Origin of the sequence: Streptomyces sp. NPDC051987, from assembly GCF_040680735.1 — a bacterium.
Taxonomy (GTDB): Bacteria; Actinomycetota; Actinomycetes; order Streptomycetales; family Streptomycetaceae; genus Streptomyces.
The window spans coordinates 48,451-74,038 of the sequence record NZ_JBFAXI010000040.1 but is presented as its reverse complement, the minus strand read 5'-3'; the positions used below and the strand labels follow the sequence as shown (position 1 = coordinate 74,038).

Sequence of the window (25,588 nt, the reverse complement as noted above, 5' to 3'; positions counted from 1 at the left end):
GACTACGACCGCGGTCGTAGCCCCGCCCTCCCCTCCCGGTCGCAGGTCCGCGGCGCGGAGATCAGGCGCAGAACCGATGTGCCGGGCCGCCCAGATCCCGAGAATCAACCGTGTTGATCGACGAACGGTCGACAAACAACGTCGGAAGAAAATTCTCGGAGGCTGTGATGACTGCCGTTGCCCGCCCGCGAAAGACCAAGGCAATTGTTTTCGGCGCTGTTGCGCTGGCGTTTTCCGCGGTGACCGTGGCCGCGGCCGGATACTGGTGGCACGGGCACACCGCGCCCAGCCAGGCGTCCAGGGCCGACTGCGTCCTGGCGCAGCAACTCGTCGACTCCACGCGGGACATCCCCAGCGACAAGGCGGCCGTCGACAAGTGGGAGAAGAGTGCGCAGCAGCGCAGGTATCAGCTCAAGGACGGGTACCTCGGCGCCAGCATCTCGAACTACGAAGGGCTTGCGGCCCAGAACGCGAGGGGCGAGGGCACGCCCTCGGCCAAGGAAGTGCGGCATCTGCAGGACCAGGCCAACGGCCACTGCGCAGACGCCAACGTCAAGCTTTCGTTCCCTTCGATTTCCTCCTGACACCCTGCGTAAAAGGGAATTCAACTCATGGCCATGACGCAGGGAACGGGAAATGCCGCAGCAGCTGGTGAGTACATCGCCTCGGCCGTGGATCTGGTGAAGACCTACCACCAGGGAGAGACGCAAGTCAGGGCCCTGGACGGAGTGACAGTCGGTTTTGCCCGAGCGCGTTTCACGGCTGTCTCGGGCCCGTCGGGCTCGGGCAAGTCGACGTTGATGCACTGCCTGGCCGGCCTCGACGCGGCCACGTCGGGCCAGATGGTTCTGGACGGCACGCAGTTGAACGGTCTGTCCGATCGGGCGCTGACCCGGGTGCGGCGGGACAAGGTCGGTTTCGTGTTCCAGTCGTTCAACCTGCTGCCGCAGCTGACGGCTCTCGAGAACATCGCGCTGCCTCTCACCATGTCCGGCCGGCGCCTGGACCGCGATCTGCTCGACCACCTCATCGGCGTGCTCGGCATCGGCAACCGGATGTCCCATCGGCCGGGCGAACTCTCCGGCGGCCAGCAGCAACGCGTGGCGCTGGCCCGGGCCCTGGTGGCCCGGCCCGCCGTGGTCTTCGCCGATGAACCCACCGGCAATCTGGACTCGCGCTCGGGCACGGAGGTACTCGACTTCCTGCGCCGCTCCGTGCGCGACCTCGGCCAGACCGTGGTCATGGTGACGCACGACCCACGCGCCGCCGCCTACGCCGACCGCGTGCTCGTCCTCGCCGACGGACGCATCGTCGACGACGTCGACACGGCGTCCGGCTCCGATGTCACCCTGGCACTGGGCACCGTGGGGAGGGCCGGATGAACCCCTCCTGGCGCGCGAGCGTCCTGGGATCGCAACTGGCCGAGCTGCTCCGGCGGCCCGGCCGACTGGTGACGACCGGGATGTCGGTCGTGGTGGCCGCCTTCGTGGTGTTCGCCACGGTCATGGCCCAGCAGATCACCACGAACACCACCGTCGACCACTTCCGCGGCACACCCGAAGCCGCAAGCCTGGTCGTGACCCCCAGCGGGGATTCCGCGGCCATCAGCGGTACCACGCTGAAAAAGATCCGCACGTTGCCCGGTGTCGCCGAGGCCGTCGGCCGTGTGGAGACCGGCGCGCCGCTCGCCGGTCCGTCCGAGCACTGGCTGGAACTGCACTCCGACCCCGGCACCGGGCCGTTGTCCGAGGTCCGGCTCGTCAAGGGAACCTATCCCGACCGCATCGGCGAGATCGCCGTCAACAACAGGGCGGCCGAAGAACTGGAGCTCGCCCCCGGTGCCCGCACGAGCCTGAAGATCGCCGACCGCAAGGACGGGGACAAGACCGTCGAGGTCACCGTCACCGTCACCGGTGTGGTGAAGAGCACCGCGACCGCCGAGCAGCAGGCCGGCGGTTACACCACTGACGCGTTTGTCGCGCCCCTCGCGGATCAGCCGGGCTTCCAGCGCGTGGAGATTCGCGCCAAGGACGGTGTCCCGGCGGGCGAGCTGTCCGAGCAGGTGCGCCGCGTACTCGACGTTGCGCCCTCCGCCGCGTCGCTCAAGTCCGGCAGCACCGTGCGGGCCCAGGAAGCACGCGAGGCCCTGAACGGCGACGTCCGTGAGCTCTTCCAGGTCATCTCCGTGTTCCTGACCGTGGCCGTGGCGGCCGCGGCCATGGTCGCCACTTCGGCCTTCCGCATCGTCTTCGCGCAGCGACTTCGGCAGTTGGCGCTTCTGCGCGCCATCGGTGCCCCGCAGGGCCGGCTGGTCACCGCTCTCGTCGTAGAGGGCGCCCTGGTGGGCGCGGTCTCGGGCTCGCTGGGTGTGCTGATGGCGCTGGCCGCCGGACACCTCGCCCCGTCGGCCTCCCGCATCCTCGCGGGACAGGAGCTGTCGGCACCAGGCTTCCCCGTACTGAGTGCCGTGCTGGTGGTCGCGGGAGCCATGCTGGTGACGGTCTGCGCGGTCCTGGCACCCGCCCTGTCCGCGGCCGGCGTGTCACCGCTCCAGGCACTGCGCGCCGCCGGCACCGTCACGGGCGAGCGCGGCATCAACCGCACCCGGCTCGCCGCCGGAATCCTCCTCGCCATTGCGTCCACGGGGCTCGCCGTGGTGCAACTCCGCGATCTGCCCCAGCCGGGGCAGATGAATTACGACCGCGAGAACGCCATGATGGTCACCGTCGCCTCGGCGGGCTTCGCCTTTCTGGCGCTCATCGCCCTGGGCCCGCTCCTGGTCCGCCCCGTGCTGACCGTGGCCGGATGGCCGCTGCGCCTGCTGGGCAGCACCGGCGGACTGGCCGTCAGCGGCGTCGGAGGCACGCCCCGCCGTGCCGCATCCGTCTCCGTCGTCGTCGCCCTCGGTGTCGCCCTGGTCTCCGGCGCCCTCGTCAGCATCGACGGCCTCGACAGCCATCTGGAACGCACTGCCGCCGTCGACTCGCCCGCCGACTTCCGGGTCGAGGCCGGCAGCAAGGGCCTGGACGACCGCGCGGTACGGCAGTTCGTCGCATCCCCCCACCTGGCCCACGTCACCCGCTACCGCAGCGTCCAGGTCGTCATCGGCCCCAAGGGGGCGGCCAAAGAGATCGAGGTCTCGGACCTGGATCCGCACGCCCTGCCGACCGGCAGGTCCATCGACACCGTCACCGGCTCCCTCGGGAACCTGCGCCCGGGCAGCGCGGTCGTCGCCTCCGAGGTGGCCGACCTCTTCGGTGTCAAGGCGGGCGACGCCATCACCCTCCCTTCCTCACTCCCGAGTTCACTCGAACGGGGCGACCCCCGTCGCCGCGGCAGCATCAAGCTCACCGTCGCCGCCACGCTGCCCGGTGACGGCCCTGGCATGGCAGACATCCTGGTCGCACCCGCCGACCTCGACCGGATGGGCGCCTCCGGGTGGGCGACGGGCATCTTCGCCGACGCAGCCACTCAGGGCCTCGCCGGCCGCGGCAAGGCGCAACGGGTACTGGAAGCCCTGGTCCGTGAACAATTCCCCCATCGGGACGACGTCACCATCAGCGTCCTGGCGGAAGCCCGGGACCACGACCGCAACACGATCCAGATGACGGGCACGATCGCACTGGGGCTCCTCGCCCTGACCGTTCTCATCGCCGTCGTCGGCGTCACCGCCACCACCAGCCTGACCGCGATCGAACGTACCGGCGAGTTCGCACTGCTGCGTGCTCTGGGACTCAGCCGCGGCGCGCTGCGCCGGACCATCACCATGGAAGCCGGCCTGTACGGAGTCCTCGGCGGCGTCCTCGGCCTGGCCCTCGGCATTCCCTACGCCTGGTTGCTCGTCCGCATCGTCCTCACCGAGGCACCCCTGCGGCTGCCCGGAGGACAACTGCTGGTGGTCTTCTCCGTCCTGACGATCCTCACCGCCCTCGCCGGACTCCTGCCCGCCCGCCGTGCCACCCGTGTCACCCCGATGACCGCGCTGAGCAGCACCGAATGAAACCGTCGGCCGAGCGGCCTCGGACGGAGAACCCGGAGAGAAGACAGTGACGTGTGAGCTACTTCGCGTGCCGGACCGCGTAGATCATGACGAAGGCGATGATGTGGATGCCGAAGAGGAAGTAGCCGAGGAAGTACCAGACCTGGCGTTCGTTCTTCGTCTCCCGGGCCAGGCGGGACTTCTCCAGCTCCGCCTCCAGGGCCTTCGCGGCGTCGTCGTCCGGCATCACAGCTCCCGGTGGACCTTGGTGTTGGAGGCCTGGGCGCGGGGACGGACGACCAGGAGGTCGATGTTGACGTGGCTGGGGCGGGTCACCGTCCAGGTGATGGCGTCGGCCACGTCGTCCGCGGTCAGGGGTTCCGCGACGCCCTGGTAGACCTTGGCCGCCTTCTCCTCGTCACCGCCGAAGCGGGTCAGCGCGAACTCGTCCGTCTTGACCATGCCGGGTGCGATCTCGATGACCCGGACCGGCCTGCCGACGATCTCCAGACGGAGGGTCTCGGCGAGGACGTGGGCGCCGTGCTTGGCGGCGACATAGCCGGCGCCGCCCTCGTAGGTGGCGTGGCCCGCGGTGGAGGAGACCACGACCACCGTGCCGTCGCCGCTCGCCTCCAGCTTGGGCAGCAGGGCCTGGGTGAGGTTCAGGGTGCCGATGACGTTCGTCTCGTACATCGTGCGCCAGTCGGCCGGGTCGCCGGTGGCCACCGGGTCGGCGCCGAGGGCTCCGCCGGCGTTGTTGACGAGGACGGCGACCGTCCTGAAGGCCGTCGCGAACTCGTCCACGGCCGCGCGGTCCGTCACGTCGAGGGGGTAGGCGGTGGCCTGGTGGCCCGCGGCGTCGAGCTCCTTGGCCAGAGCCTCGATACGGTCCTCCCGGCGGGCGGTCAGGACGACGCGGTAACCGGCCTCGGCGAGCTTGCGGGCGGTGGCGGCGCCGATGCCGCTGCTGGCGCCGGTGACTACCGCTATGGGGGAGGGGGCCATGGGGATGTGCTCCTCGGCGGGGTTCGGGTGCGGGCCTGTCTGTCGCAAGGATAGGCGGGGGCGGCTGCGGCGGGTCGGCGGCCGCGGGGCGCGCACCTCGGGTCAGTTTCTCGGCGCCCACATGATCAGGGCCATGCCGGCCAGGCAGACCGCCGCTCCCGTGAGGTCCCAGCGGTCCGGACGGTAGCCGTCCGCGACGACGCCCCAGAGGATCGAGCCGGCGACGAAGATGCCGCCGTACGCGGCGAGGATGCGGCCGAAATGGGCGTCGGGCTGGAAGGTGGCGACGAACCCGTAGGCGCCGAGGGAGAGGATGCCGCCGGCCACCCAGAGCCACCCGCGGTGCTCGCGCACGCCCTGCCAGACCAGCCAGGCGCCGCCGATCTCGAAGAACGCGGCGACGACGAAGAGGGCGGCGGAGCGGAGGATCAGCATGCGTGCAGCGTGTCACGGCCCGGGGGTGTCACCTGATGCCCGGGGGTGTCACCTGATGGGGGGCGCCTGTGGCGGGGGCGGGGTGGCATACATCCGTACGAGCAGGTGTACGAGCGGGTGTACGGACGCCGGAGTCGGACGGGACGGGTGGCATGGCGATGCGTCGTGGTGTGCCGGTGGTGGCCGGTGCGGTGGCGGTGGGTGTGCTGGTCGTGGGCGGCGGTGGCAGTGCCTGGGCCGGGACCGGGACCGCGGATCTGGAGGTGCACGGGTCCGCCGTGCTGAGCGGGGACCTGGTGGAGGTCCGGGTGAACCCGCGCAACCACGGGCCGGACGCCGTGACCGGTGCCGGCCTGCGGGTGACGTCCTCGGCGGCGCTGGCGGACACGCAGCGGCTGCCGGGCGGGTGTGCGCGCACCGGTGACCGGGAGGTGGTGTGCGACACCGGGTCGCTGCCCGTCGAGGTGCCCGGCGAGCAGCTGGTGGTTCCGGTACGGCTGCGGGAGCGGCCGGCGGAGGTGACGCTCAGGGTGGACGTGGCGTGGGGCGGTGGCGCGGTGGACCAGGACCGTACGAACGACGAGCAGCGGGTGCTGGTGCTGGCGACGGGCGATCCGTACGCGTTCTGACCGGGGCCGGGCGGTGAGGGGTCTCCGGTGTCCGTCCGGGGCTGGTGTCCGTCCGGGCCTGGTGTCCGTCCGGGGCCGGCCTGTTCGCCGGCCCTTCGAGCGGTCGTGGTCGTAGGGGAGGCGGGGGCGCGGTGCCCTACTTCCACATGTAGTCCTCGGCGGCGTTGACGATCAGGTCCTTCACCGCCTGGGAGTGGGAGACGAGGGAGACGTGCGAGGAGTCGATCTCCACCGTCTTGCGGGCGTTGGCCCGCTTCGCCTCGAACCTCTCCAGGCTCGGGTTGATCGCCCGGTCCTGCCTGCCGATGAGGGCGTACACCGGCTTGTCCCGCCAGGCGGCGCCGGTGAGCTTGTCCGCGAAGGCCGACATGGCGATCGGACGCTGGGTGGCCGCCATGACCGCGGTCTGGGCGGCGGGCAGGTCCGCGGCGAAGACCTGGCGCAACTGGTCCGGCTGGATGTAGACGTCGGTGCCGGTGGTGCCGTCGGCGTTGCGGAAGGGCACCTGCCTGAGCGCCTTGGTGAGCGGGGCGGGGGCGAACCTGGCGGCGAGCACGGCCTGCGACTCTCCCGCGGCCGGCATGATCGCGTTGATGTACACGAGCGCCTTGACGTTGGCGTTTCCGACGGCGGCCTGGGAGATCACCTCGCCGCCGTAGGAGTGGCCGACCAGGATGATCGGCCCGCTGATCGACTTCAGGTAACTCGCCAGGTAGGCCGAGTCCTGGGCGACACCGCGGAGCGGGTTGGCCGGGGCGTCCACCGTGTAGCCGTTCCGCTGGAGCCGCTGCACGACGCCGTTCCAGCTCGACGCGTCGGCGAAGGCGCCGTGCACGAGGACGATGGTGGGCTGCTGCCGGCCGGGATCTCCGCTCGGGCCACCGGCCTGTGCCGTCGTGGGGGCGAGGACGGCGGTGGTCCCCGACAGGGCCAGGAGTGCCGCGCCCCAGCGGGCGGCGTGCACGGTGCGGCGGGATGCGCGCGGTATTCGCATGCTGGTCCGGTTCCTTCGGTGCGAGGCGTCGGCGACGCCCGGGATTCCAGCGTCCGGGACGCCCGTCGGCGTGGCCTCGCGGGTGGGCCGTCCGGATGAAGAGCGGTGCCCACGGAGGCCGGGGAATAGGTGGCGGTCAGGTCTCGTTCTGCGGGTATAGTTGAATCGTAAACAACCTGGAGGGTGAGCGAGCATGCAGTTCGGGATCTTCACGGTCGGCGACGTCACGCCGGACCCCACCACGGGGCGTACGCCGAGCGAGCGGGAGCGCATCAAGGCGATGGTCGCGATCGCGCTGAAGGCCGAGGAGGTCGGCCTGGACGTCTTCGCGACCGGCGAGCACCACAACCCGCCGTTCGTGCCGTCGTCGCCGACCACCATGCTCGGCTATGTCGCCGCGCGGACGGAGAAGCTGATCCTCTCCACCTCCACCACCCTCATCACCACCAACGACCCGGTGAAGATCGCCGAGGACTTCGCGATGCTCCAGCACCTGGCCGACGGCCGGGTGGACCTGATGATGGGCCGCGGCAACACCGGGCCGGTCTACCCCTGGTTCGGGCAGGACATCCGCGAGGGCATCAACCTCGCCATCGAGAACTACGCCCTGCTGCGCCGGCTGTGGCGCGAGGACGTCGTCGACTGGGAGGGCAAGTTCCGCACACCGCTGCAGGGCTTCACCTCCACCCCGCGGCCGATGGACGACGTCCCGCCGTTCGTCTGGCACGGCTCGATCCGCTCGCCCGAGATAGCGGAGCAGGCCGCCTACTACGGTGACGGCTTCTTCCACAACAACATCTTCTGGCCCGCCGACCACACCAAGCGGATGGTCGAGTTCTACCGGAAGCGGTACGCGCACTACGGGCACGGCACGCCCGAGCAGGCGATCGTCGGCCTCGGCGGCCAGGTGTTCATGCGGAAGAACTCCCAGGACGCGGTGCGGGAGTTCCGGCCGTACTTCGACAACGCGCCGGTCTACGGGCACGGGCCGTCGCTGGAGGACTTCACCGACCAGACCCCGCTGACGGTGGGCTCGCCGCAGCAGGTGATCGAGAAGACGCTGGCCTTCCGCGAGTACGCGGGCGACTACCAGCGCCAGTTGTTCCTGATGGACCACGCGGGGCTGCCGCTGAAGACGGTCCTGGAGCAGCTGGACATGCTCGGCGAGGAGGTCGTGCCGGTGCTGCGCGAGGAGTTCGCGAAGGGCCGCCCGGCGGACGTCCCGGAGGCGCCGACGCACGCGTCGCTGCTGGCCGCCGCGGAGCAGAAGAAGGCCGAGGAGGCCGAGGAGGCCGGGAAGGCCGCCGTCGACACGGGCAAGAAGGAGGTCGGGGCATGAAGCTCGTCGTCGTCTCGGCGGGGCTGAGCGTGCCGTCGTCCACGAGGCTGCTGGCGGACCGGCTGGCGGCCGCCGTGGGGCGGCAGGTCGCGGCCGAGGTGGAGCTGGAGGTCGTGGAGCTGCGCGACCTCGCGGTCGAGATCGCGCACAACTTCACCAACGGGTTCCCCGGGCGCAGGCTCGCGGGGGCCCAGGAGGCGGTGACCGGCGCGGACGGCCTGATCGTGGTCACGCCGGTGTTCACGGCGTCCTACAGCGGGCTGTTCAAGTCGTTCTTCGACGTGCTCGACAAGGACGCGCTGGCGGGCAAACCGGTGCTGATCGCGGCGACCGGGGGTACGGCCCGGCACTCGCTGGTGCTGGAGCACGCGCTGCGGCCGATGTTCGCGTACCTGCGGGCGGTGGTCGTGCCGACGGGCGTGTACGCGGCGTCGGAGGACTGGGGCGCGGAGGGCCTGGAAGGGCGGATCGAGCGGGCGGCGAAGGAGCTGGCGGCGCTGATGACGGGGCTGGCCGCGGCGGGCCGCCCCGAACCGGAAGAGCTCCCGGTGATCCCGTTCGCGGACCAACTCGCAAGGCTGTCCGCGAGCTGAGGTGAGCGGGGCGGGGGGCACACGCACCGACGTTCACCGGGCACCGCCCGCGCAGGTGGTGGGGACGCTTACCGGCGCGGGCAGGGCACCCCCCGCGCCCACCCGTGCCGCCCCAGCGGCACGACTGCCCGCGGCTGGAAAGAGGCGTCGGCCACAGCGCCCCGTAAGGGGCGCGGGGAACTGCGCGCTCAGCCCCCGCTCACCCGCCCCCGACACTCCGCCGCACCGCCCCCACCCCCCCACTCACCCGCGCCCGAGATCAGATCAGAGCGCCCCCGCCCCAACCGCTCACCCGCACCCAAGATCAGATCAGAGCGCCCCCGCCCCAACCGCTCACCCGCACCCCACACTCCGCCGCACCGCCCCCACCCCGCCCACTCACCCGCGCCCGAGATCAGATCAGAGCGCCCTCACCCCAACCGCTCACCCGCGCCCGAGATCAGATCAGAGCGCCCCCGTCCGATTGCGTCCGGCGCACGTCATCCGGCCCCGTTCCCGGTTGCCTCTGTGACGGTGAGAGGCAGGTAAAAAGGGTGATCGTAGGCCCGCTCACCACGGCAGAACCGCCGGAGGCCTTGGCAGACTGGGGTCGTGCCCCAGACTGTGCTGCTCGCCGAAGACGACCGCGCCATCCGCCACGCCCTGGAGCGTGCCCTCACCCTGGAGGGTTATGAGGTGACGGCGGTCGCGGACGGTGTGGAAGCCCTGGCGCAAGCCCACCGCACCAGCCCCGACGTCCTCCTCCTCGACGTGATGATGCCCGGCATCGACGGCCTCCAGGTCTGCCGCGTCCTGCGCGCGGAGGGCGACCGCACCCCGATCCTCATGCTGACCGCGCTGGTCGAGACCGCCGACCGGATCGCCGGCCTGGACGCCGGCGCCGACGACTACGTCGTCAAGCCCTTCGACGTCGAAGAGGTCTTCGCCCGGCTCCGGGCGCTGCTGCGCCGCACCCTGCCCGTCCCCACGGGCGCCGGCGCCCCCACCGGCGCCACGGCCGCCGCCCCCACCGCCGCCGAGCCCGGCCGGGAGCCGCAGATCTCCGACCGGCAGGTCGAGGCGGCCGGCCTGCGGATGGACCTCCAGGCCCGCCGGGCCTGGCGCGGCAAGCGCGAGCTGGAGCTGACCCGTACCGAGTTCGAACTGCTGGAGCTGCTCGCCCGCAACGCCGGCATCGTCCTCGACCACTCCACCATCTACGACCGCATCTGGGGCTACGACTTCGGCCCCGGTTCCAAGAACCTCGCCGTCTACGTCGGCTACCTCCGCCGCAAGCTCGACGAGCCCGGCGCCCCGCAGCTGATCCACACCGTCCGGGGCGTGGGATACGTGCTGCGGGAGGACTGAGTGGGCCCTCTGCGGCGGAGGGAACGGCTCACCCGGGTGCTCGCCCGGCGCCGGCCGGGCCTGGTCTCGCTGCGCACCACCTTCGTCGTCTCGTTCGCGGCGGTCACGGCCGTCGTCACGATCGTCGTCGGCATCCTGTCGTACAACGCCGCCGCCCGGCTGGTCCGCGTCGACCAGCAGTCGGTGTTCACGCAGGTCGTCTCCGACGTCCAGGACGAGGTCAAGCAGCACAGGATGGTCCCGGAGGACTTCTCCTCCTCCCAGCCCGGCCATGATCTGGTCCGGCCCGCGCGCACCGACGTGCAGGTGCTCGGCGGGCAGGGCCAGATCGTCGACCGCGGCAGCCCGGTGCTCCCGGTCACCGCGGCGGACCGGGCGGCCGCCACCGCCGCGCAGGCCGGGAGGACGGTCCAGCACAAGGACGTCCAGGCCGGCGAGGACCTGTTCCGGATCGCCACGGTGGCGCTCGGCGGCGGCCGGGGCGCGGTGCAGGTGGCGCAGGAGTTCAGCGACACCGAGGACCTGCTCAACGCGCTCCAGCAGCGGACGCTGCTGCTGATGGCCGCCGTGGTGGTGGCCGCCGGGCTGTTCGGCTGGTGGCTGGCGAGGCGGATCACCCGCCGGTTGGTGATCCTGACCTCGGCGGCGGAGGACGTGGCCCGGACCCGGCAGCTCGGCATCCAGGTCCCGGTGACCGGACTGGACGAGGTGGGCCGGCTGGGCCGCGCCTTCGACCGGATGCTGGGCCGCCTCGCGCAGTCGGAGGAGGACCAGCGGCGCCTGGTCCAGGACGCGGGCCACGAGCTGCGCACCCCGCTGACCTCGCTGCGGACGAACATCTCGCTGCTCCGCCGGATCGACGAACTCCCGCCCGCGACCCGGGACGAACTCGTCGCAGATCTCGGGCAGGAGGCGCGTGAGCTGACCGACCTGGTCAACGAGCTGGTCGACCTCGCGGCCGGGCAGTCCGACACCGAGCCGCCGCAGCACGTGGACCTGGCCGACATTGCGGAGGACGTGGCGGGGCTGGCCCGGCGCCGTACCGGCCGGGAGATCGTCCTGCGCGTCGCCGGTGACACGACCACCGACGGCCGCCCGGGAATGCTCCAGCGGGCCATCTCCAACCTCGTCGAGAACGCGGCCAAGTTCGACCGGGACGGCAAGGCGGCCATCGAGATCAGCGTCACCGGCCCCGCCCGGCCGGGCACGGTCCGCGTCGAGGTCCTCGACCGGGGCCCCGGCATCGCCGAGGGCGACCTGATCCGCATCTTCGACCGCTTCTACCGCGCCGCCGACGCCCGCTCCCTGCCCGGCTCCGGCCTCGGCCTCTCCATCGTCCGCGAGGTCGCCATGGCCCACGGCGGCGCCCCCTTCGCCTTCCGCAGGGAGGGCGGCGGCGCGGTGATCGGGTTCACGGTGGGCGGAAGCTTCCCGGGAGCCGCACCCCGCGTCTGAGCGCCGGTCGGAGAGCGACCGGCGCCCCGGCCGACCGTGTGTTCCAGGGACGGCACGGCGAAGACTGAGACCGGGGCGCACCTTTCTCTGTGGCCCCTGGGTGACCGATGCCGTGTGTCACGACCCCCAGGGCACCGTGAGGAACCCTTCCGCCCGAGCGCTCGCCAGGCCGATGCGGGGGAGGTCGCTGGTCTTGGTGAAGAGGATGTAGCGGGGTTCCCAGACCGGGCGGTACTTGGCGTTCGCGCGGTAGAGGGACTCGATCTGCCACCAGCGGGAGAAGAACGTGAGGGTGGTGTGCCAGAGGCGCAGGACCGGCCCGGCGCCGAGGCGGGAGCCGCGTTCGAAGACGGAGCGGAACATCGCGAAGTTGAGCGAGACGCGCTTGACGTCCAACTCGGCTGCCCGCAGGAGGAGTTCCACGACCATGAACTCCATCAGGCCGTTCTCCGAGTCGCGGTCGCGGCGCATCAGGTCCAGGGAGAGGCCCTGCTCGCCCCAGGGGACGAAGCTGAGGAGGGCGCGGGGGGTGTCGTTCGCGTCCCGGCACTCCAGCATCACGCAGCGGCCGTCCGCCGGGTCGCCGAGGCGGCCGAGGGCCATGGAGAAGCCGCGTTCGGTGGCGCCGTCGCGCCAGTGGTCGGCGCGTTCCATGAGCAGGGCCATCTCGTCGGCCGGGATGTCCTCGTGGCGCCGGATGCGCACCGTGTAACCGGCGCGGCGGACCCGGTTGTGGGCCTGGCGGACGACACGCATCGCGCGGCCCTCCAGGGTGAAGTCGGCGATGTCGACGATCGCCTCGTCGCCCAGTTCCAGCGCGTCCAGGCCGTGCCGGGCGTAGACGGTGCCCGCCTCCTCGCTCGCGCCCATGACGGCCGGCGTCCAGGCGTGTTGCCGCGCCTCCGTCAGCCACGCGTCGATCGCGCCCGGCCAGGCCTCCGGGTCGCCGATCGGGTCGCCCGAGGCGAGGCTGACGCCGCCGACGACGCGGTAGGTGACCGCCGACTTGCCGGTCGGGGAGAAGATCGCCATCTTGTCGCGGCGCAGCGCGAAGTAGCCGAGGGAGTCGCGGGCGCCGTGCTTGTCCAGCAGGCCGCGCAGCCGGGACTCGTCCTCGGGGCTGAGCAGGCGGCGGCCGCGCGGGGAGCGGAAGCCGGCATAGAGGACCAGGCAGAACGCGGCCGCGAGGAGGAGGTTGATGATGATGTCGGTCCAGCGGGGCGCGTGGACCGCGGTGACGTGGTCGGCGAGCGGACCGACGCTGACGCCCCGCAGGAGGGTGTAGGCGATCTCGTCGGGGAGGGTGGCGCCGGGCAGCTTGTTCGTGGCGTGCACGAGGAGGGTGCCCAGGCCGCCGGTGACCAGGACGCCGCCGGCCGCCACCGCCAGCGCGGTCTTCGGGTTCGACGGGTCGCCGACCGCGATGAACTCCCGGCGGCTGATCAGCAGCGCGGCCACGAAGAGGCCGGTGACGGCGGCGGAGACCCAGTTGAAGGCGTGGGCGCGGTACTCGTGCTGGGTGAGGGCGAGGACGTAGAGGACGAACAGCGGGGCGGACAGCAGCAGGTTGACCACCCAGGCCGCGCGCTTGCGGCGGCGCATCACCAGCACGAAGAAGATGGCGAGGGCGGCCGACACCAGGCCCGCCGTGGCCAGGTACGGGGTGAAGAACTGGCCGGAGTGGTGCGCGTGCTGCCGATGGAGGTGCAGGGTGATGCGGCCGTTGTTGTGCTCGTCGACCTCCTGGCGGAACGGGAGCGACATCACCGCCACTATGTTCAGTACGGCGATCACGCGCAGGTACCAGACGGTGAAGTCGGCGGCCCGCCTGCGCAGCGCGCCGCCGGAGGCGCCGGTGGGGGCGCGCAGGGCGGCGGACACGCGCGGCGGGATCAGGGTCGACAGCTGTGCGGGCATGGGGACCGGTCACCTTGGGGACGGGGAGCGGGTTGACGAAGGGCTGACCCTACAGTCCGTAGGGTAGCCGTGGCATACCGGGGAGCGATCCACCCCCGTACGGGATCCCGTACGGAATACGGTGTGAAAGGCCCTCCTGCCTCTTAAGGACGTGCTGGAGCCTGTGCCCGTTCCCTTTCCACCCGCCGCCGGGCCGCCAGCATCCACGCCAGGTTGCCCACCGCCGCCCCGGCCGCCACCGCCGCCACGATCACCCCGCCGGTCGCCAGTCCGTCGCTGAACAGGTGCGGGCGCCGGTCGAGGCTGTGCAGGCCGAAGCCGGACAGCTCGTACACCCCCACCGCCGCGACCAGCAGGCTCGCCACCAGCACCGCCACCGTGGGCACGAGGCTGCGCCGCGCCTCCTGCGTGTCCGTGCCCTGCATGAGGTACCCCCGTGAGCTGACGAGCCGCCGTGGCCGATGGGGAACCTACAATACGTAGGGTCCGGCCAGGCACCGTTCACGCGTGTTCACACCAGCGGGGACGTCGGGGCGAGCGGCCGTGCCGGCATCAGCTCGGGCGTGGGGTGGCAGGCGGGCGCCAGGGGGCGCCAGGGGGTGGCGGAGGGGGCTCGCGGGGCGCGTCCGGCGGTCCGCGGCGTGGCCCGCACGGGTGACGGCACGGCGTGCGCCGGGGTGACGGCAGGGCAGGGACGCGGTCCGCACCGTCCCCCGCCCGTCCTCCTGGACCGTGCCCTGCCGGTCGTCCCGGACCGTGCCTCGCCCGTCCTCCTGGACCGGCCCCGGCCGCGCTCAGCCGAACCGGCCCGCCACGTAGTCGGCCGTGCGCTGGTCCTGCGGGGAGTTGAAGACGGCCTCCGTGTCGCCGTGCTCCACGATGCCGCCCGGGGTGCCCTGCTCGGCCAGGAAGAACGCGCACTGCTGGGAGACGCGGGCCGCCTGCTGCATGTTGTGGGTGACGATGACGATCGTCACCTGACCGGCCAGGTCCTGGATGGTCTCCTCGACGCGCCGGGTGGAGGTGGGGTCCAGGGCCGAGCAGGGCTCGTCCATGAGAAGGACCCGGGGGCGGACCGCCAGGGCCCGCGCGATGCACAGACGCTGCTGCTGGCCGCCGGAGAGGGCGCCGCCGGGCTGTCGGAGCCGGTCGCGGACCTCCTTCCACAGGCCGGCGCGGGTCAGGGACTCCTCGACCAGGACGTCCTTCTCCCGGCGGTTCACCTTGGTGCCGGTCAGCTTCAGGCCCGCCACCACGTTGTCGTAGATCGACATCGCCGGGAACGGGTTCGGCTTCTGGAAGACCATGCCGATCCTGCGGCGGGCGTCGGTCAGCCGCCAGGACGGGTCGTAGATGTCCTCGCCCTCGAAGAGCACCTCGCCGCCGAACTGCGCGGACGGGATCAGCTCGTGCATCCGGTTCAGGGTGCGCAGGAACGTCGACTTGCCGCAGCCGGACGGGCCGATCAGCGCGGTGACCTCGCCCGAGGGCATGGTCAGCGACACCTGGCTGAGCACTTGGTGCGAGCCGAACCAGGCCGAGACGGTACGGGCTTCGAGCGTGGCGGGGGCGGGGCCGTCCACCACGGCGGCGGTTCCGGTGGCGGTGGCGGTGGGGAGTACGGCGGTGTCGGTCAGGTCGGCGGTCACGGCAGTCACGGCGGTCTCGGCAGTCTCGGCAGTCTCGGTCGGCACGGTCACATCGGTTGCTTCGGTCACTTCACTCACCTCGGTCACAGCAGATTCGGCAGCAGTTCGGTGGTCCGCGTCGCGACCTGGAGGCCGAGCACCGCGACGACCGGGGCGAAGACGATCCACGTCTGGTGGCGGCCCCAGCGGTGCCAGGTCCAGACGGCGGCCACGGCGGTGAGGAGCAGCGCCTGCAGCCACATCACCAGCGGCCACGGCACCCCGGAGGGGCGGGCCAGCGGCTCCTCGGAGCCGGGCAGGGTGCCCGCCCGGATCACGGCCGAGGGGGTCTGGAACGGCGTGGAGACCATGTCGGCGTCGACGCGCAGGATCCCGGAGGGCATGTACTTCGGGCCGGTGGCGGTGATGAGGACGATCCGGCTCTTGCCCGCGGCCAGCGCCGTCGGCGCCGGGTCGCCGGCCCGCCGTACGTCGATGACCTGGAACTTCGCCTTGCCCTGGCCGGTGGTGACGGAGAACGTGTCGCCGGTGGCGAGCCGGGAGAGCTTGCCGAACGGTCCGCCGTACGCCGCCGCCCGGCCCATCAGCACGCTGGTGCCGGCCTGGCCGGGCATCGGGGTGTCCCGGCGGTGACCGGGGCCGTCGGTCAGCACGGAGGAGTCGGTGCCCTCCAGGACGACCTGGCTCAGGCCCAGCTTGGGTATGTCGACGAGCGCGACCGGAGTGCCGGGTGCCAGCAGCTTGCCGTCCTGCCCGGTCTGCGCGACCGGGGCGGTGCCGAGGGCGAGCTGCTCGCGCAGCTGGTCGAAGTCGGCGTGCTGCGCGGAGTGTTCCTGGGCGCCGCTGAACACCAGCAGCTGGGCGGTGATGCCGAGCAGCAGGGCGGCGAGGCTGAGCAGTCCGCCGCGCGAGAGGTGGCGGACGAAGGTGAGGCTGCGGACGGGCCTGCGGGGCACGGCCGGAGCCAGGGTTTTCGGTGTCGGTACGGCGACGGTCATGGCGGCCCGCCTCCTTCGGGGAATCGGTGAGGGGCCGCCGGGAGCCGAACGTGACTCCCGGCGGGCCCGTCAGACGGTCACTTGCTGGTGATGGTGAAGTTGGCGCCGGCCTTCGAGTTGACGGTCGAGGAACCGACGTAGAAGGCGTGCAGGGTGTGCTTGCCCTTGGCCAGCTTCGGCAGGGTGATGGTGACCTTGCCGCTGCTCAGGGTGCCGGTCGCGATGACCTTGGAGCCCTGGTAGATGCGGACGGTGCCGGTCGGGGTGGTGCCGGACGCGGTGACCTTGACGGCGACCTTGGCGTGGGCGGTGTGGCTGACCGAGGTCGGGGCGGAGGTGGAGACCGACGCCGTGGCCTTGGTGATCTTCAGGGAGACGGTCGTCGAGGACGCGTTCAGACCGGCGCTGCCCGCGTAGGAGACCGACAGGGAGTGCGTGGCGACCTTGAGGTGGTTCGACAGGCCGATGGTGACCTTGCCGGACGCGTCGAGGGTGCCGGTGCCGAGGGTGGTGGAGCCCTCCTTCACCGTGACCTTGCCGGCCGGCGTGACACCGTGCGAGCCGGCGACGGTGACGGCGACCTTGGGGGTCTTGCCGTAGGCGGTGGTGGCGGCGGTGGCGGTGGTCGTGCTGGTGTACTTGAGCGAGCCGGTCCAGGTGGCGGCCGCGCCGGTGCCGTTGAGGTTGTTGGCGGTGACCGTGGCGGTGTAGGTGCCGGTGGCCAGGCCGGTGAAGGCGTACGACGTGGCGGAGGCCGCGAGGTCCTTCGTGGCGACGAGAGCGCCGTCCGCGTCGGTCAGCGTGACGCGGTAGTCGGTGACCGGCAGCGCGGTGGCGGACGGGGCGGTCCAGGACAGCGCCACGCTCGCGTCGCCGACGGAGCCCTTGACGGTGGGGGCGCCGGGCACCGAGGCGTCGACGCCGGACTCCTCCAGGCCGCCGAGCTTGGCGTGCTTGGCCAGGGAGATGGAGCCGTTGTAGGGCTCGTTGACGAAGCCGAACTTGGCAATGACCGACTCGGCGGCGTCGGACGCCAGCGCGGCGGTGTGGCTGCCGCTGGTGACGAAGACGTCGTACAGGTCCTTGTCGAAGAAGATGCTGCTGGTGTCGATCGCCCGGCTCGGCACGACGTTGTAGACGTCACGGCCGAAGGTCGAGTTGTCGTAGTAGGCGGTGACCGGGGACAGCTTGCCGTTGACGGTCGTGACCGGGCTGGTGGCGCCGCCGGTGTCGCCGGGCAGCTGGATGGAGGCCAGGTGGCCGCCGGCCGCGGCCGCCGTCTTGCTGTAGTCGGGGGAGACGCCGTTGATCTGGGCGATCCAGGAACCGACGGAGAACGGGACGAGCGCGCCGTCCTCGGTGAGGGCCGCGTTGGCCTGGTTCTCCTGGACGGTGGTCACGTTCGGGGAGAGCGTCGCGTCGGTCAGGCCGATGGCCGCGAGGAAGAACTTGCGGGTGCCGGAACCGGCCTGCGGGATCTTCGGGTGCACGGTCTGGCCGTTCACCGTGGTGAGCGTGCCCGAGTAGATGTCGTGCAGCTGGTCCGCGGTCAGCGTGTCCAGGGCCGAGCCCTTGACGGCGACACCGACCGCGTCACGCGCCATCGGGATGTAGGTCAGCGCCGTTCCGGAGACGGACGGGCCGCCGGAGGAACGGGCGAAGTCGACCTGACCGCTGATGGAGACACCGGCGCTGGTCGGGAACTTGTCGCCGGTCAGCGACTCGCTCAGGGCGAGACGGCCGTTGCCGGAGCCGTTCGGGCGCAGGAACGACGGGCCGCCGCTACGGGTCTTGATGGTCGAGGTGGTGGAGCCGGTGCCGGGCTCGATCGCGTCGTACGACGCGATGCCCGCGCCGTTCGCCGACTTCACCGCGGTGGCGGAGTAGCTGGTGCCGTTCACGGTGTCACCGGCAAGGGCGTTCAGCACGTCCTGGGTGGTGTCCGAGCCCACGCCGACCAGCTGGCGGAAGGCACCGGCGTCCGGGTCGGCGACCGCCGGGGTGGCGAGGGCGAGGCCGCCGGCCACCACGGCAGCGGCGACGAACGCCGCCGAAGAGCGCATTCTGCGCATCGAGAGTCTCCTGACAAGAGCTAGCTAGCTGGGTGTCGCCAGAGGATCTGGCAGGGTGGTGCGAACCGTCCGCCCCGACTGCCTTTCGGGGCGGACGGCCGTCTGTGGGGAGTACCTGACTCCGGTGGGGCAGCGCCCCGTCAGGGGCGCGGGACCTTATCCATGTCCGGCTTCGCCGCGTGGGCGCGACCAGCCCCCGCGGGCCCGCAGCCGACGCACTGCCGTCCGTACGGAGGCAAGCGACAGCCGACGCCCGCCCGCGAAGGGCGCCCCGACCCCGGCGACCGCCCCGAGCGCGGCCCCCACCGGCACGGCGTAGCGCAGCGGCGTGGCCGGGTCCGCCGGGGTGTTCCCGGCCGCGGTGGTCTGCAGCGCCTTGCCGCCGTCGAAGGACGGCTTGGCGCTGGGCGAGGTGCTGGTGCCGTCGGTCGGTGTACCCGTGCCGGCGCCGCCGGTCGTGCCGCCGCCGACCGCGCCGGTACCGCTGGGGGCGCCGCCCCCGCCCGTGTCGGTGCCGCCGCCGTCGGCAGACCCGCCGGTGGAGGTCGGTCCGGTGTAGTCGAGCAGCGCGTTCGCCGCCTTCACGGTCTCGGCGCGCAGCTTCGAGGGGAGCGGGGCGTAGCCGTCGGGCAGCTTGCCCGGGTCGGCGCCCGGCGTCTGGCCGGTGCCGGAGGCGTAGTGCAGCAGGGCCGCGTAGTCCTGGCGGGCCGCCTTGCTCACCTTGCCGGGCCGGACCGCCGCGTAGACCAGCTCGGCGAGCGGGTAGGCGGCCTTGGCCGTGGCGTTGGCCGGGGTGATCTCGGCGACGCCGGAGCCGGTGGCGGTCGCGGCGGCCGCGGTCAGGCCGGCCGTGCTCGGGGCCACGTACGCGCCGGCGGTGTTCTTCAGCTCCGCGGTCTGCAGGCCGTACCGGGCGGCGGAGGCCGTGTCCGTGATCGTGATGATGAAGCGCGAGCCGACCGTCTGCGGACCCGGGCTCTTGTACGCCTGGGGGCTGGAGAGCGCGTCCCAGGAGGACTTCCACAGGGTGTCCGCGCGCCGGGTGTGCAGGGCTCCGGAGTGCATGTCGTCCACGTAGGGGTGGAAGTCGGTCATGCACTGGGTGGCCGTGGACGGCGCGTCCGAGCCGGGCGGCACCGTGCACCAGGGGTCGCTCTTCGGGTAGTCGTCGGTGCTCGCCGGGTCGAAGGCGACACCGGTCGGGTTCAGGTCGGTGTTGGTGCTGTAGTACGGGTTGACCCGCATGCCGTCGTCGTCGGGGACACCGGAGAGGAACTGCCGGGCGTCCTTGTCGGCGAGGATCCACTGCCAGACCGCGCGGGCGGTGTCGGAGTGGCCGAGGGCGGTGATCAGGTCGGTGTCGGTGGCCGGCGTCTCGGCGACGGACAGGTACTGGAACTCCGGGTTCAGGGCGATGAACTCGGGGTCGGAGGCGATGCCGGCCGGGTTGTTCTTCGTCCAGCCGTATCCCTTGGACGACGTGCCGTTGATGACCGAACCCCAGGTGGAGTTGCGATACGACTCGGTGAGCAGCTTGGCGACCAGGCGCTGGTTGAGCTTGATGGACTCGACCTTGGTGCCGGCGAGTTTCCTGATGTCGTCCGGTGCCCCGGACTTCGGTCTGCGCTCGATCGTGAACCCGATGACGGCTCCGGAGAGTGCGACCGGAGCGTACGTCGTCGTCCCCGACGGCGCCGTGGTGCCCGCGTCCGCGCCCAGTTTCCGGGTGGTGAAGGCCAGGCCCGTGGAGGAGGCGTCGGAGATCATCCGGGACCGGGTGTCGGGCTCACCGAGTTCGGTGTAGCCGTAGACCTTCCCGGCCGAGCAGAGCTGGGCCTGCCAGCTGGTCATCGCGTCCGCCGCCAGCTCGCTGCCGGTGGTGGGGCGTTCGTCGGCGCCGAGGGCGCAGTTGCTGCCGACGCTGTTGAAGTCCAGCTTGACCGCGATCCGGTTCTTCCAGTTGGTGGAGGAGACCGGCGAGCCCGCGTTGACCTGGCTCTGGTCGGCGTACGGCTTGCCGTCCAGGTCCAGATGACCCTGCGGGACGATCACCAGCCAGCAGGAGCGGGGCCTGGTGACGCCGTCGGTGGTGACGGGGACGCCGCAGCCGAGGTGGGGTGCCTCGTTGGCGGTCTGGACCTCGAAGAACTCCTTGCCGGTGCCGTTGGTACCGGTACGGGCGAAGTCGATCTCGTTGGTGGTGTTGTAGTTGAACAGCGAGTTGTTCTGGGTGTTGGTGGTGATCGTCGTGCCGTCCACCGACTTGAAGGGGACCTCGCCCGGGGCGTTCGGGTTGGCGGCGCCGTACCGGTTGTCCTGGCCGTAGTTGGTGGGGTCGGCGCTGTAGAAGATCTGCCGGGTGTCGTCCTGGCCGTTGCCGGGCCAGCTGGTCCGGTTGGTGGTGGGGGAGGCGCCGTACTGGCACTGGGTGCGCGGCGGGCCCGGGTTGGACGGGACCGTGCCGTCGTCGTCGCCCCAGCACTGCATGATCTGCACGAAGTCGGTGTTGAACTGCGTGCCCGCGAAGGTGGTCGGGGTACCGCCGGTCCAGCTCACCGTGACGGCCTGGCTGGTGAGGTCCTTGGTCTGGGAGACCGTGAACTTCATGTTTTTGAACTCGCCGCGGCCGGAGACGGTCACGGCGGAGTCGGTGGCCGCGGCCGCCGTGGGCGCGGTCTGGGCGACCGCGAGTCCGGCGAGGGCGCCGACCGTGGCACCGGCCAGCAGGCGTATCAGCGCGTTGCGCATCCGGGTGCGTCTCATCGCGAACTCCCGTCTTCCGAGCGGCTGTTCCCGTTGGTGTCTCCGTTGCCGCCCGCCCGGCTGCCCACCAGGCGGGAGACCAGCGAGGGCAGCAGGAGCAGGCCGAAGACCAGGACCGCGGCCAGCAGCATCAGCGTCTGGGTGCCGGTCCAGCCGTGCGCGGTGGCGACGGCGACGGGCTGGGCCAGGGCCACCGTGCCGCCGGCGGCCGCGCCGGTGCCGCCGGCGGCGGAACCCGTGGTGCCGTCGGGCGAGATGGTCTGGCCGGTGTCCGGGTCGACGGAGGGCTGGGCGCTGTTGCCGCCGGCCGAGCCGGAGCCGCCGCCGGTGGAGCCGCCTGCGGTGCCGGTACCGGTGGAGCCGGTCGAACCGCCGGAGGAACCGCCGCTGCCGTTGCCGGAACCGGTGGTGGCGCCGCCGCTGCCGCTGGTGCACGGGGCGGCACCCTTGCGGTCACAGGCGGGCGGGTAGGGCGCGGTCTGCGCCAGCCGGTTCTCGCCGTTGGCCGAGAAGGTGGGGTTGTTGCAGTTCTTGATGTTGATGTTCTGCGCCTGCACGCCCGGAATCCGGCGGATCTGGTCGAAGCCGGCCTGGACGAGGTTGATCGGCAGCGGCGAGTATCCGAGGTTCGGCGCCTGCTGCTGGCCCTGGCACATGAAGTAGTACGAGAACGCGCCGAGCGTCTTGCCCTTGGCCGCGGTGAAGGTGCCCTGCACCTTCAGCGGCAGGATCATGTACGAGTAGCTGGACAGCGGGTAGTTGCGCTTGTCCGAGTCGTTGTAGACGCCGTCGAGCTGCTGGGTGAGGTAGTCCGCCGAGTTCTTGTTCGTGTTGATCTTCGCCTTGAGCAGCGAGACCGCCACGTTCTGTGGGGTGGGCTCGGTGTAGTAGCCCGCGTGGTTCAGGACCTTGGCGACCGGGTAGTGCGCATTGAGCGCGTACGAGTAGTTGACGTACCCGATCGCGCCCTCGCCGTAGTTCTGGGCGACGTACCCGGCGACGCCGAGGTCACCGGACTGGGCGATCATGCCGGAGACGGTGGGGTAGTACGACGTCTGCCCGCACGATCCCGAGCGGCCGACCTTGGAGCAGTAGGCGTTCCACAGATCTTTGTGCTGGTTCGCCATCCACATCGTGAACTGGGCGGTGGAGCCGGACCCGTCGGAGCGGACGACCGGGACGATCGTGCGGTGGGGGAGCTGGAGGCCGGGGTTGTCGGCCTTGATGACCGGGTCGTCCCAGGTCTTGACGGCCCCGGTGAAGATCTTGGTGACCACGTCGCCGGAGAGGCGGAGGTTGGTGACCTTCTTGCCGTTGACGGTGAGGTGGTACATGAACACCGTGCCGCCCGCCACGATCGGCATGTAGGCGTACGAGCCCTTCGCGGGGCGTTCGGCCGCGCTGCCGTCGGTGGGGTTCGTCTGGAACGGGATGTCCGAGACGGCGAAGTCGACGGTGCCGGACAGGAACTGGCGGCGGCCGTCCGACGAACCGGTACCGGCGTAGCTGATGCGCATGCCGTTCTTGTTGACGTCGCGACGCCACTGGTCGACGGCGTTCTCGGCCCAGGTGGAGCCGGCGCCGGCGATGGGGGTGTAGGAGTCGGCCGAAGCGGGGGTGGCTGTGGCGAGGATGCCGATGAGTGCGGCCAGGATGCCCAGCCGTCTCAGGGCGTTGATGACAAGGCTGGACATCAGTGCGCGTCTCCTGTAGCGGGGTCTGAGTTCCCACCCGCACCACCCGTGCGAGTTTCGTTGTCAGGTGCGGGTGGCCCTTGTGGGGCGGGACCGCCGTCGGCGGCTGCGGGTGCGTTGTCCTCGGGGGACTGCTCGCCGTTGTCGGCTGCTGGTGCGTCGGGGCTGGGCGCGCCGTTCCCCGCGCCCCTTTCGGGGCGCTCGGTGTGGCCGCTGCCTTCAGAAGCACCGGTCTGCGCGCTGCTTTCGGGGTGCTCGGTCCCGCCGTCGGACTCCGAGGAACCGGTCTCGAACAGCTCCAGGCCCGGCGTGTGGAGTTCGGCGAATCGCGTCACGTCCCGGCGGGAGGCGCGGGCCGCCCGCCTCGCCTGGCGCTTGTTCTGGTGGCCGGGGCCGCGGCCGCCGATCACGCGGGCGATCACGAAGAGGACCAGGACGAGTGCCATCAGGACCGCCGCCGCGCCGAAACCACGGGCGATCATGGTGGGCTCGGGGGACTTGACGAAGTTGAAGACGGCCAGCGGGAGGGAGATCATCGGGCCGCTGGTCGGGTCGGCGTTGAGCGCCGCCGTGAAGCCCGCCGTGAGCAGGACCGGCGAGGTCTCGCCGATGCCGCGGGCGGTGCCGAGGATGACGGCGGTGGCGAGGCCGGAGCGGGCGGTGGGCAGGACCACGTGCCAGACCGTCCGCCAGCGCGGCGCGCCGAGCGCCTCGGACGCCTCCGTGAGGGTGCCGGGGACCAGGCGCAGCACGACGTCCGCTGCGCGGATCACGATCGGCAGCATCATCACGCTGATCGCGAAGCCTGCCGCCAGACCCGACTTCTGCATGCCGAGGTTGAGGATCCAGACGGCGTAGACCATCAGGCCGGCCACGATGGACGGCAGCGCGGTCATCGCCTCGACGATCGTGCGGACGAACCGGGAGAAGCGGCCCGGGATCTGGTTCAGGTACACCGCGCAGGCCAGGCCCAGCGGCACCGTGATCGCCAGCGCGATGGTGATCATGATGAGCGTGCCGAGCATGGCGTGCGCGATACCGCCGTCGGTCAGCGGGTCGAGCGGGCCCGCCGCCTGCATGTCCTGGGTGAAGAAGTTGGCGTGCGGCAGGGCCTCCCGGCCGCGCCACGCGGTGAAGCCGACGACCAGGGTGAGCGCGGCGAACATCATGCCGCCCGCCGACCACAGGACGACGGTCATCACCCGGTCCCGTACCGCCTGCCCGTCCTCCTCAAGCCCTGTCAACACCGCGTAGATACCTAGGAAAGAGAGGTATGCGGTGACGAAGAACCCCAGAGCGCCGGAGAACGGCGCCAGTTCGCCGAAGAGGAGGACGGCGACGCACAGCCCGGACGCGGCGGCGCCGAACACCGACAGCACACCGGAGCGGGTGACCCCGCCGATCCGGCGCGGCACGTCGGGTAGGCCGGTGACCGCGGAGGCCGCGGCGGTGCGCGGACCCTTGCCCTCGGCGGTCTGCCGGGGGATGCTCCGCGGGGCGTCCTGGGGAGCGCCCTTCTCAAGGTCTACGACGGTCATCGTCAGGCCTCGCTCTGTGCGCCGGACCGTGACCGCGCCACGATCGAGGAGGCGGTGAAGTTGACCGCCAGGGTGAGCAGGAACAGCGCCAGGCCCGCTGCCATCAGCGCCGACATGCCGAAGGTGGAGGCATCGCCGTAGTGCAGGGCGATGAGGGAGGAGACGGAGTTCGAGCCGGTCTGCAGGATGTGCGGCTGGATGGTGAAGACCGGCGAGATGATCAGGTAGACCGCGATGGTCTCGCCGAGCGCGCGGCCCAGGCCCAGCATCGTGCCGCCGATGATCCCGCCTATGCCGTAGGGCAGTACGACCGCGCGGATCATGCCCCAGCGGGTGGCACCGAGCGCATAGGCACCCTCCCGTTCACCGGCCGGCGCCTGCGTGAACACCTCGCGCATCACCGAGCACTGGATCGGCGCGACCATCAGGGCCACGACGATGCCGGCCACGAAGGTGGAGGCGGTGTAGACGCTCTGGGAGGACAGCGGCTCGCCCGGCTGGACGCCGTCGACGTGCAGGAAGGGGATCCACCCGAACCAGTCCGACAGCCAGCGGGAGAGGCCGATGACGTGCTGCTGGAGGAAGAACAGGCCCCACAGGCCGTAGACCACGGACGGCACGGCGGCCATCAGGTCGACCATGGAGACGAGTGTGCGGCGCAGCGGGCGGGGCGCGATGTCCGAGATGAACAGGGCGGTCCCGAGGGCCAGCGGCACGCTGATCGTGACGGCCACGGCGGCGATCAGCAGGGTGCCGGTGAGCACCGCCGCGATGCCGAAGCGGTGCACGTCCGGCTGCCATTCGGCGGTGGTGAGAAAGCCCCAGACCCCTCGGGTCCGCAGCGCCTGCCCGGCCCGGAGCAGCAGGAACAGCCCCACGGCAGCCATGATGGCGAGGACGGTGACGCCGGAGGCCGTCAACTGGACCCGGAAGATCCGGTCCCCGAGACCCCGGGCGGCCGACAGCTGCCTGGGCACGGGTCTTTCGGATTCCGCCCCTGCGGAACCCTTGAGCGCGGACACCACTGTGCCCCCCCTAAACGGAAACGAATGACCCCCTACGCGGCTCCAACGGGTTGCCGCGCGAGAGGAGTCAATGGCCGGTTCCTTGCGCACCGCCACGTCGAAGGTGGAGCGCAGGTGAACTGTTCATGCCGTTTCGGTGGGGGAGATGTGGGTGCC

Annotated in this window: 21 protein-coding genes; 8 read left to right on the top strand and 13 right to left on the bottom strand. The window is 71.4% G+C overall.

Annotated elements, in window-relative coordinates; translation table 11 throughout:
• The first annotated feature begins 110 nt into the window (after positions 1 to 110).
• The 3 genes from AB0M11_RS22415 to AB0M11_RS22405 are packed head-to-tail and all read left to right on the top strand — an operon-like array spanning position 111 to position 4,000.
• On the top strand, positions 111 to 584 hold the full coding sequence (locus tag AB0M11_RS22415) for a hypothetical protein (protein WP_365708092.1): 474 nt from the start codon (positions 111 to 113) through the stop codon (positions 582 to 584).
• 33 nt (positions 585 to 617) lie between these two features.
• On the top strand, positions 618 to 1,382 hold the full coding sequence (locus AB0M11_RS22410) for an ABC transporter ATP-binding protein (RefSeq protein WP_365708102.1): 765 nt from the start codon (positions 618 to 620) through the stop codon (positions 1,380 to 1,382).
• Entirely contained in the window at positions 1,379 to 4,000 is a 2,622-nt protein-coding gene (locus tag AB0M11_RS22405; RefSeq protein WP_365708090.1) for an FtsX-like permease family protein, read from the top strand. Before AB0M11_RS22410 ends, AB0M11_RS22405 begins: the two co-directional genes overlap by 4 nt.
• A gap of 58 nt (positions 4,001 to 4,058) precedes the next feature.
• On the opposite strand, the gene AB0M11_RS22400 is transcribed toward AB0M11_RS22405, so the two are convergent.
• The 3 genes from AB0M11_RS22400 to AB0M11_RS22390 form a co-directional block, all read right to left on the bottom strand.
• Positions 4,059 to 4,226: a hypothetical protein gene (locus tag AB0M11_RS22400; protein WP_365708088.1), complete on the bottom strand. Its 168-nt coding sequence runs from the start codon at positions 4,224 to 4,226 to the stop codon at positions 4,059 to 4,061.
• A complete protein-coding gene (locus AB0M11_RS22395; protein ID WP_365708086.1) occupies positions 4,226 to 4,984 on the bottom strand; it encodes an SDR family NAD(P)-dependent oxidoreductase in 759 nt (252 codons plus the stop codon). Before AB0M11_RS22395 ends, AB0M11_RS22400 begins: the two co-directional genes overlap by 1 nt.
• A gap of 102 nt (positions 4,985 to 5,086) precedes the next feature.
• A complete protein-coding gene (locus AB0M11_RS22390) occupies positions 5,087 to 5,419 on the bottom strand; it encodes a YnfA family protein (RefSeq protein ID WP_234544523.1) in 333 nt (110 codons plus the stop codon).
• A 152-nt stretch (positions 5,420 to 5,571) separates the two neighbouring features.
• Here AB0M11_RS22390 and AB0M11_RS22385 point away from each other — a divergent pair, with 152 nt between their 5' ends.
• On the top strand, positions 5,572 to 6,048 hold the full coding sequence (locus tag AB0M11_RS22385; protein WP_365708084.1) for a hypothetical protein: 477 nt from the start codon (positions 5,572 to 5,574) through the stop codon (positions 6,046 to 6,048).
• Positions 6,049 to 6,184: 136 nt separating this feature from the next.
• On the opposite strand, the gene AB0M11_RS22380 is transcribed toward AB0M11_RS22385, so the two are convergent.
• Positions 6,185 to 7,042, bottom strand: coding sequence for an alpha/beta fold hydrolase (locus AB0M11_RS22380; protein ID WP_365708082.1), 858 nt, complete (start codon positions 7,040 to 7,042; stop codon positions 6,185 to 6,187).
• 193 nt (positions 7,043 to 7,235) lie between these two features.
• Here AB0M11_RS22380 and AB0M11_RS22375 point away from each other — a divergent pair, with 193 nt between their 5' ends.
• The 4 genes from AB0M11_RS22375 to AB0M11_RS22360 all read left to right on the top strand — a co-directional run bounded on the left by AB0M11_RS22375 (position 7,236) and on the right by AB0M11_RS22360 (position 11,776).
• Positions 7,236 to 8,381 carry an LLM class flavin-dependent oxidoreductase gene (locus AB0M11_RS22375; RefSeq protein ID WP_365708080.1) on the top strand — a complete coding sequence of 382 codons (1,146 nt, stop codon included), beginning with the start codon at positions 7,236 to 7,238 and terminating at the stop codon, positions 8,379 to 8,381.
• Complete coding sequence (locus tag AB0M11_RS22370; RefSeq protein WP_365708078.1) at positions 8,378 to 8,974, top strand: FMN reductase; 597 nt, start codon at positions 8,378 to 8,380, stop codon at positions 8,972 to 8,974. Before AB0M11_RS22375 ends, AB0M11_RS22370 begins: the two co-directional genes overlap by 4 nt.
• Before the next feature lie 591 nt (positions 8,975 to 9,565).
• Positions 9,566 to 10,321 carry a response regulator transcription factor gene (locus tag AB0M11_RS22365; protein WP_365708076.1) on the top strand — a complete coding sequence of 252 codons (756 nt, stop codon included), beginning with the start codon at positions 9,566 to 9,568 and terminating at the stop codon, positions 10,319 to 10,321.
• Positions 10,322 to 11,776: a HAMP domain-containing sensor histidine kinase gene (locus tag AB0M11_RS22360; protein ID WP_365708074.1), complete on the top strand. Its 1,455-nt coding sequence runs from the start codon at positions 10,322 to 10,324 to the stop codon at positions 11,774 to 11,776.
• A 117-nt stretch (positions 11,777 to 11,893) separates the two neighbouring features.
• On the opposite strand, the gene AB0M11_RS22355 is transcribed toward AB0M11_RS22360, so the two are convergent.
• From AB0M11_RS22355 to pstC, 9 genes are all read right to left on the bottom strand, one after another.
• On the bottom strand, positions 11,894 to 13,693 hold the full coding sequence (locus tag AB0M11_RS22355) for a phosphatidylglycerol lysyltransferase domain-containing protein (RefSeq protein WP_365708072.1): 1,800 nt from the start codon (positions 13,691 to 13,693) through the stop codon (positions 11,894 to 11,896).
• Between the two features lie 143 nt (positions 13,694 to 13,836).
• Positions 13,837 to 14,118 carry a hypothetical protein gene (locus AB0M11_RS22350; RefSeq protein WP_365708070.1) on the bottom strand — a complete coding sequence of 94 codons (282 nt, stop codon included), beginning with the start codon at positions 14,116 to 14,118 and terminating at the stop codon, positions 13,837 to 13,839.
• Between the two features lie 369 nt (positions 14,119 to 14,487).
• Positions 14,488 to 15,279, bottom strand: a complete 792-nt coding sequence (gene pstB, locus AB0M11_RS22345; protein ID WP_365708100.1) for a phosphate ABC transporter ATP-binding protein PstB — start codon at positions 15,277 to 15,279, stop codon at positions 14,488 to 14,490.
• A gap of 146 nt (positions 15,280 to 15,425) precedes the next feature.
• Positions 15,426 to 16,340, bottom strand: a complete 915-nt coding sequence (locus AB0M11_RS22340) for a sortase (protein ID WP_365708068.1) — start codon at positions 16,338 to 16,340, stop codon at positions 15,426 to 15,428.
• Between the two features lie 77 nt (positions 16,341 to 16,417).
• Positions 16,418 to 18,412, bottom strand: a complete 1,995-nt coding sequence (locus AB0M11_RS22335; RefSeq protein ID WP_365708066.1) for an Ig-like domain repeat protein — start codon at positions 18,410 to 18,412, stop codon at positions 16,418 to 16,420.
• 156 nt (positions 18,413 to 18,568) lie between these two features.
• Positions 18,569 to 21,175 (bottom strand): hypothetical protein, encoded by a 2,607-nt coding sequence (locus AB0M11_RS22330; RefSeq protein WP_365708064.1) that lies wholly within the window; start codon positions 21,173 to 21,175, stop codon positions 18,569 to 18,571.
• Positions 21,172 to 22,869, bottom strand: a complete 1,698-nt coding sequence (gene pstS / locus AB0M11_RS22325) for a phosphate ABC transporter substrate-binding protein PstS (RefSeq protein ID WP_365708063.1) — start codon at positions 22,867 to 22,869, stop codon at positions 21,172 to 21,174. Before pstS ends, AB0M11_RS22330 begins: the two co-directional genes overlap by 4 nt.
• Positions 22,869 to 24,407, bottom strand: a complete 1,539-nt coding sequence (pstA, locus tag AB0M11_RS22320) for a phosphate ABC transporter permease PstA (protein WP_365708061.1) — start codon at positions 24,405 to 24,407, stop codon at positions 22,869 to 22,871. Before pstA ends, pstS begins: the two co-directional genes overlap by 1 nt.
• A gap of 2 nt (positions 24,408 to 24,409) precedes the next feature.
• Positions 24,410 to 25,384: a phosphate ABC transporter permease subunit PstC gene (gene pstC, locus AB0M11_RS22315; protein WP_365708059.1), complete on the bottom strand. Its 975-nt coding sequence runs from the start codon at positions 25,382 to 25,384 to the stop codon at positions 24,410 to 24,412.
• Positions 25,385 to 25,588: the final 204 nt, after the last annotated feature.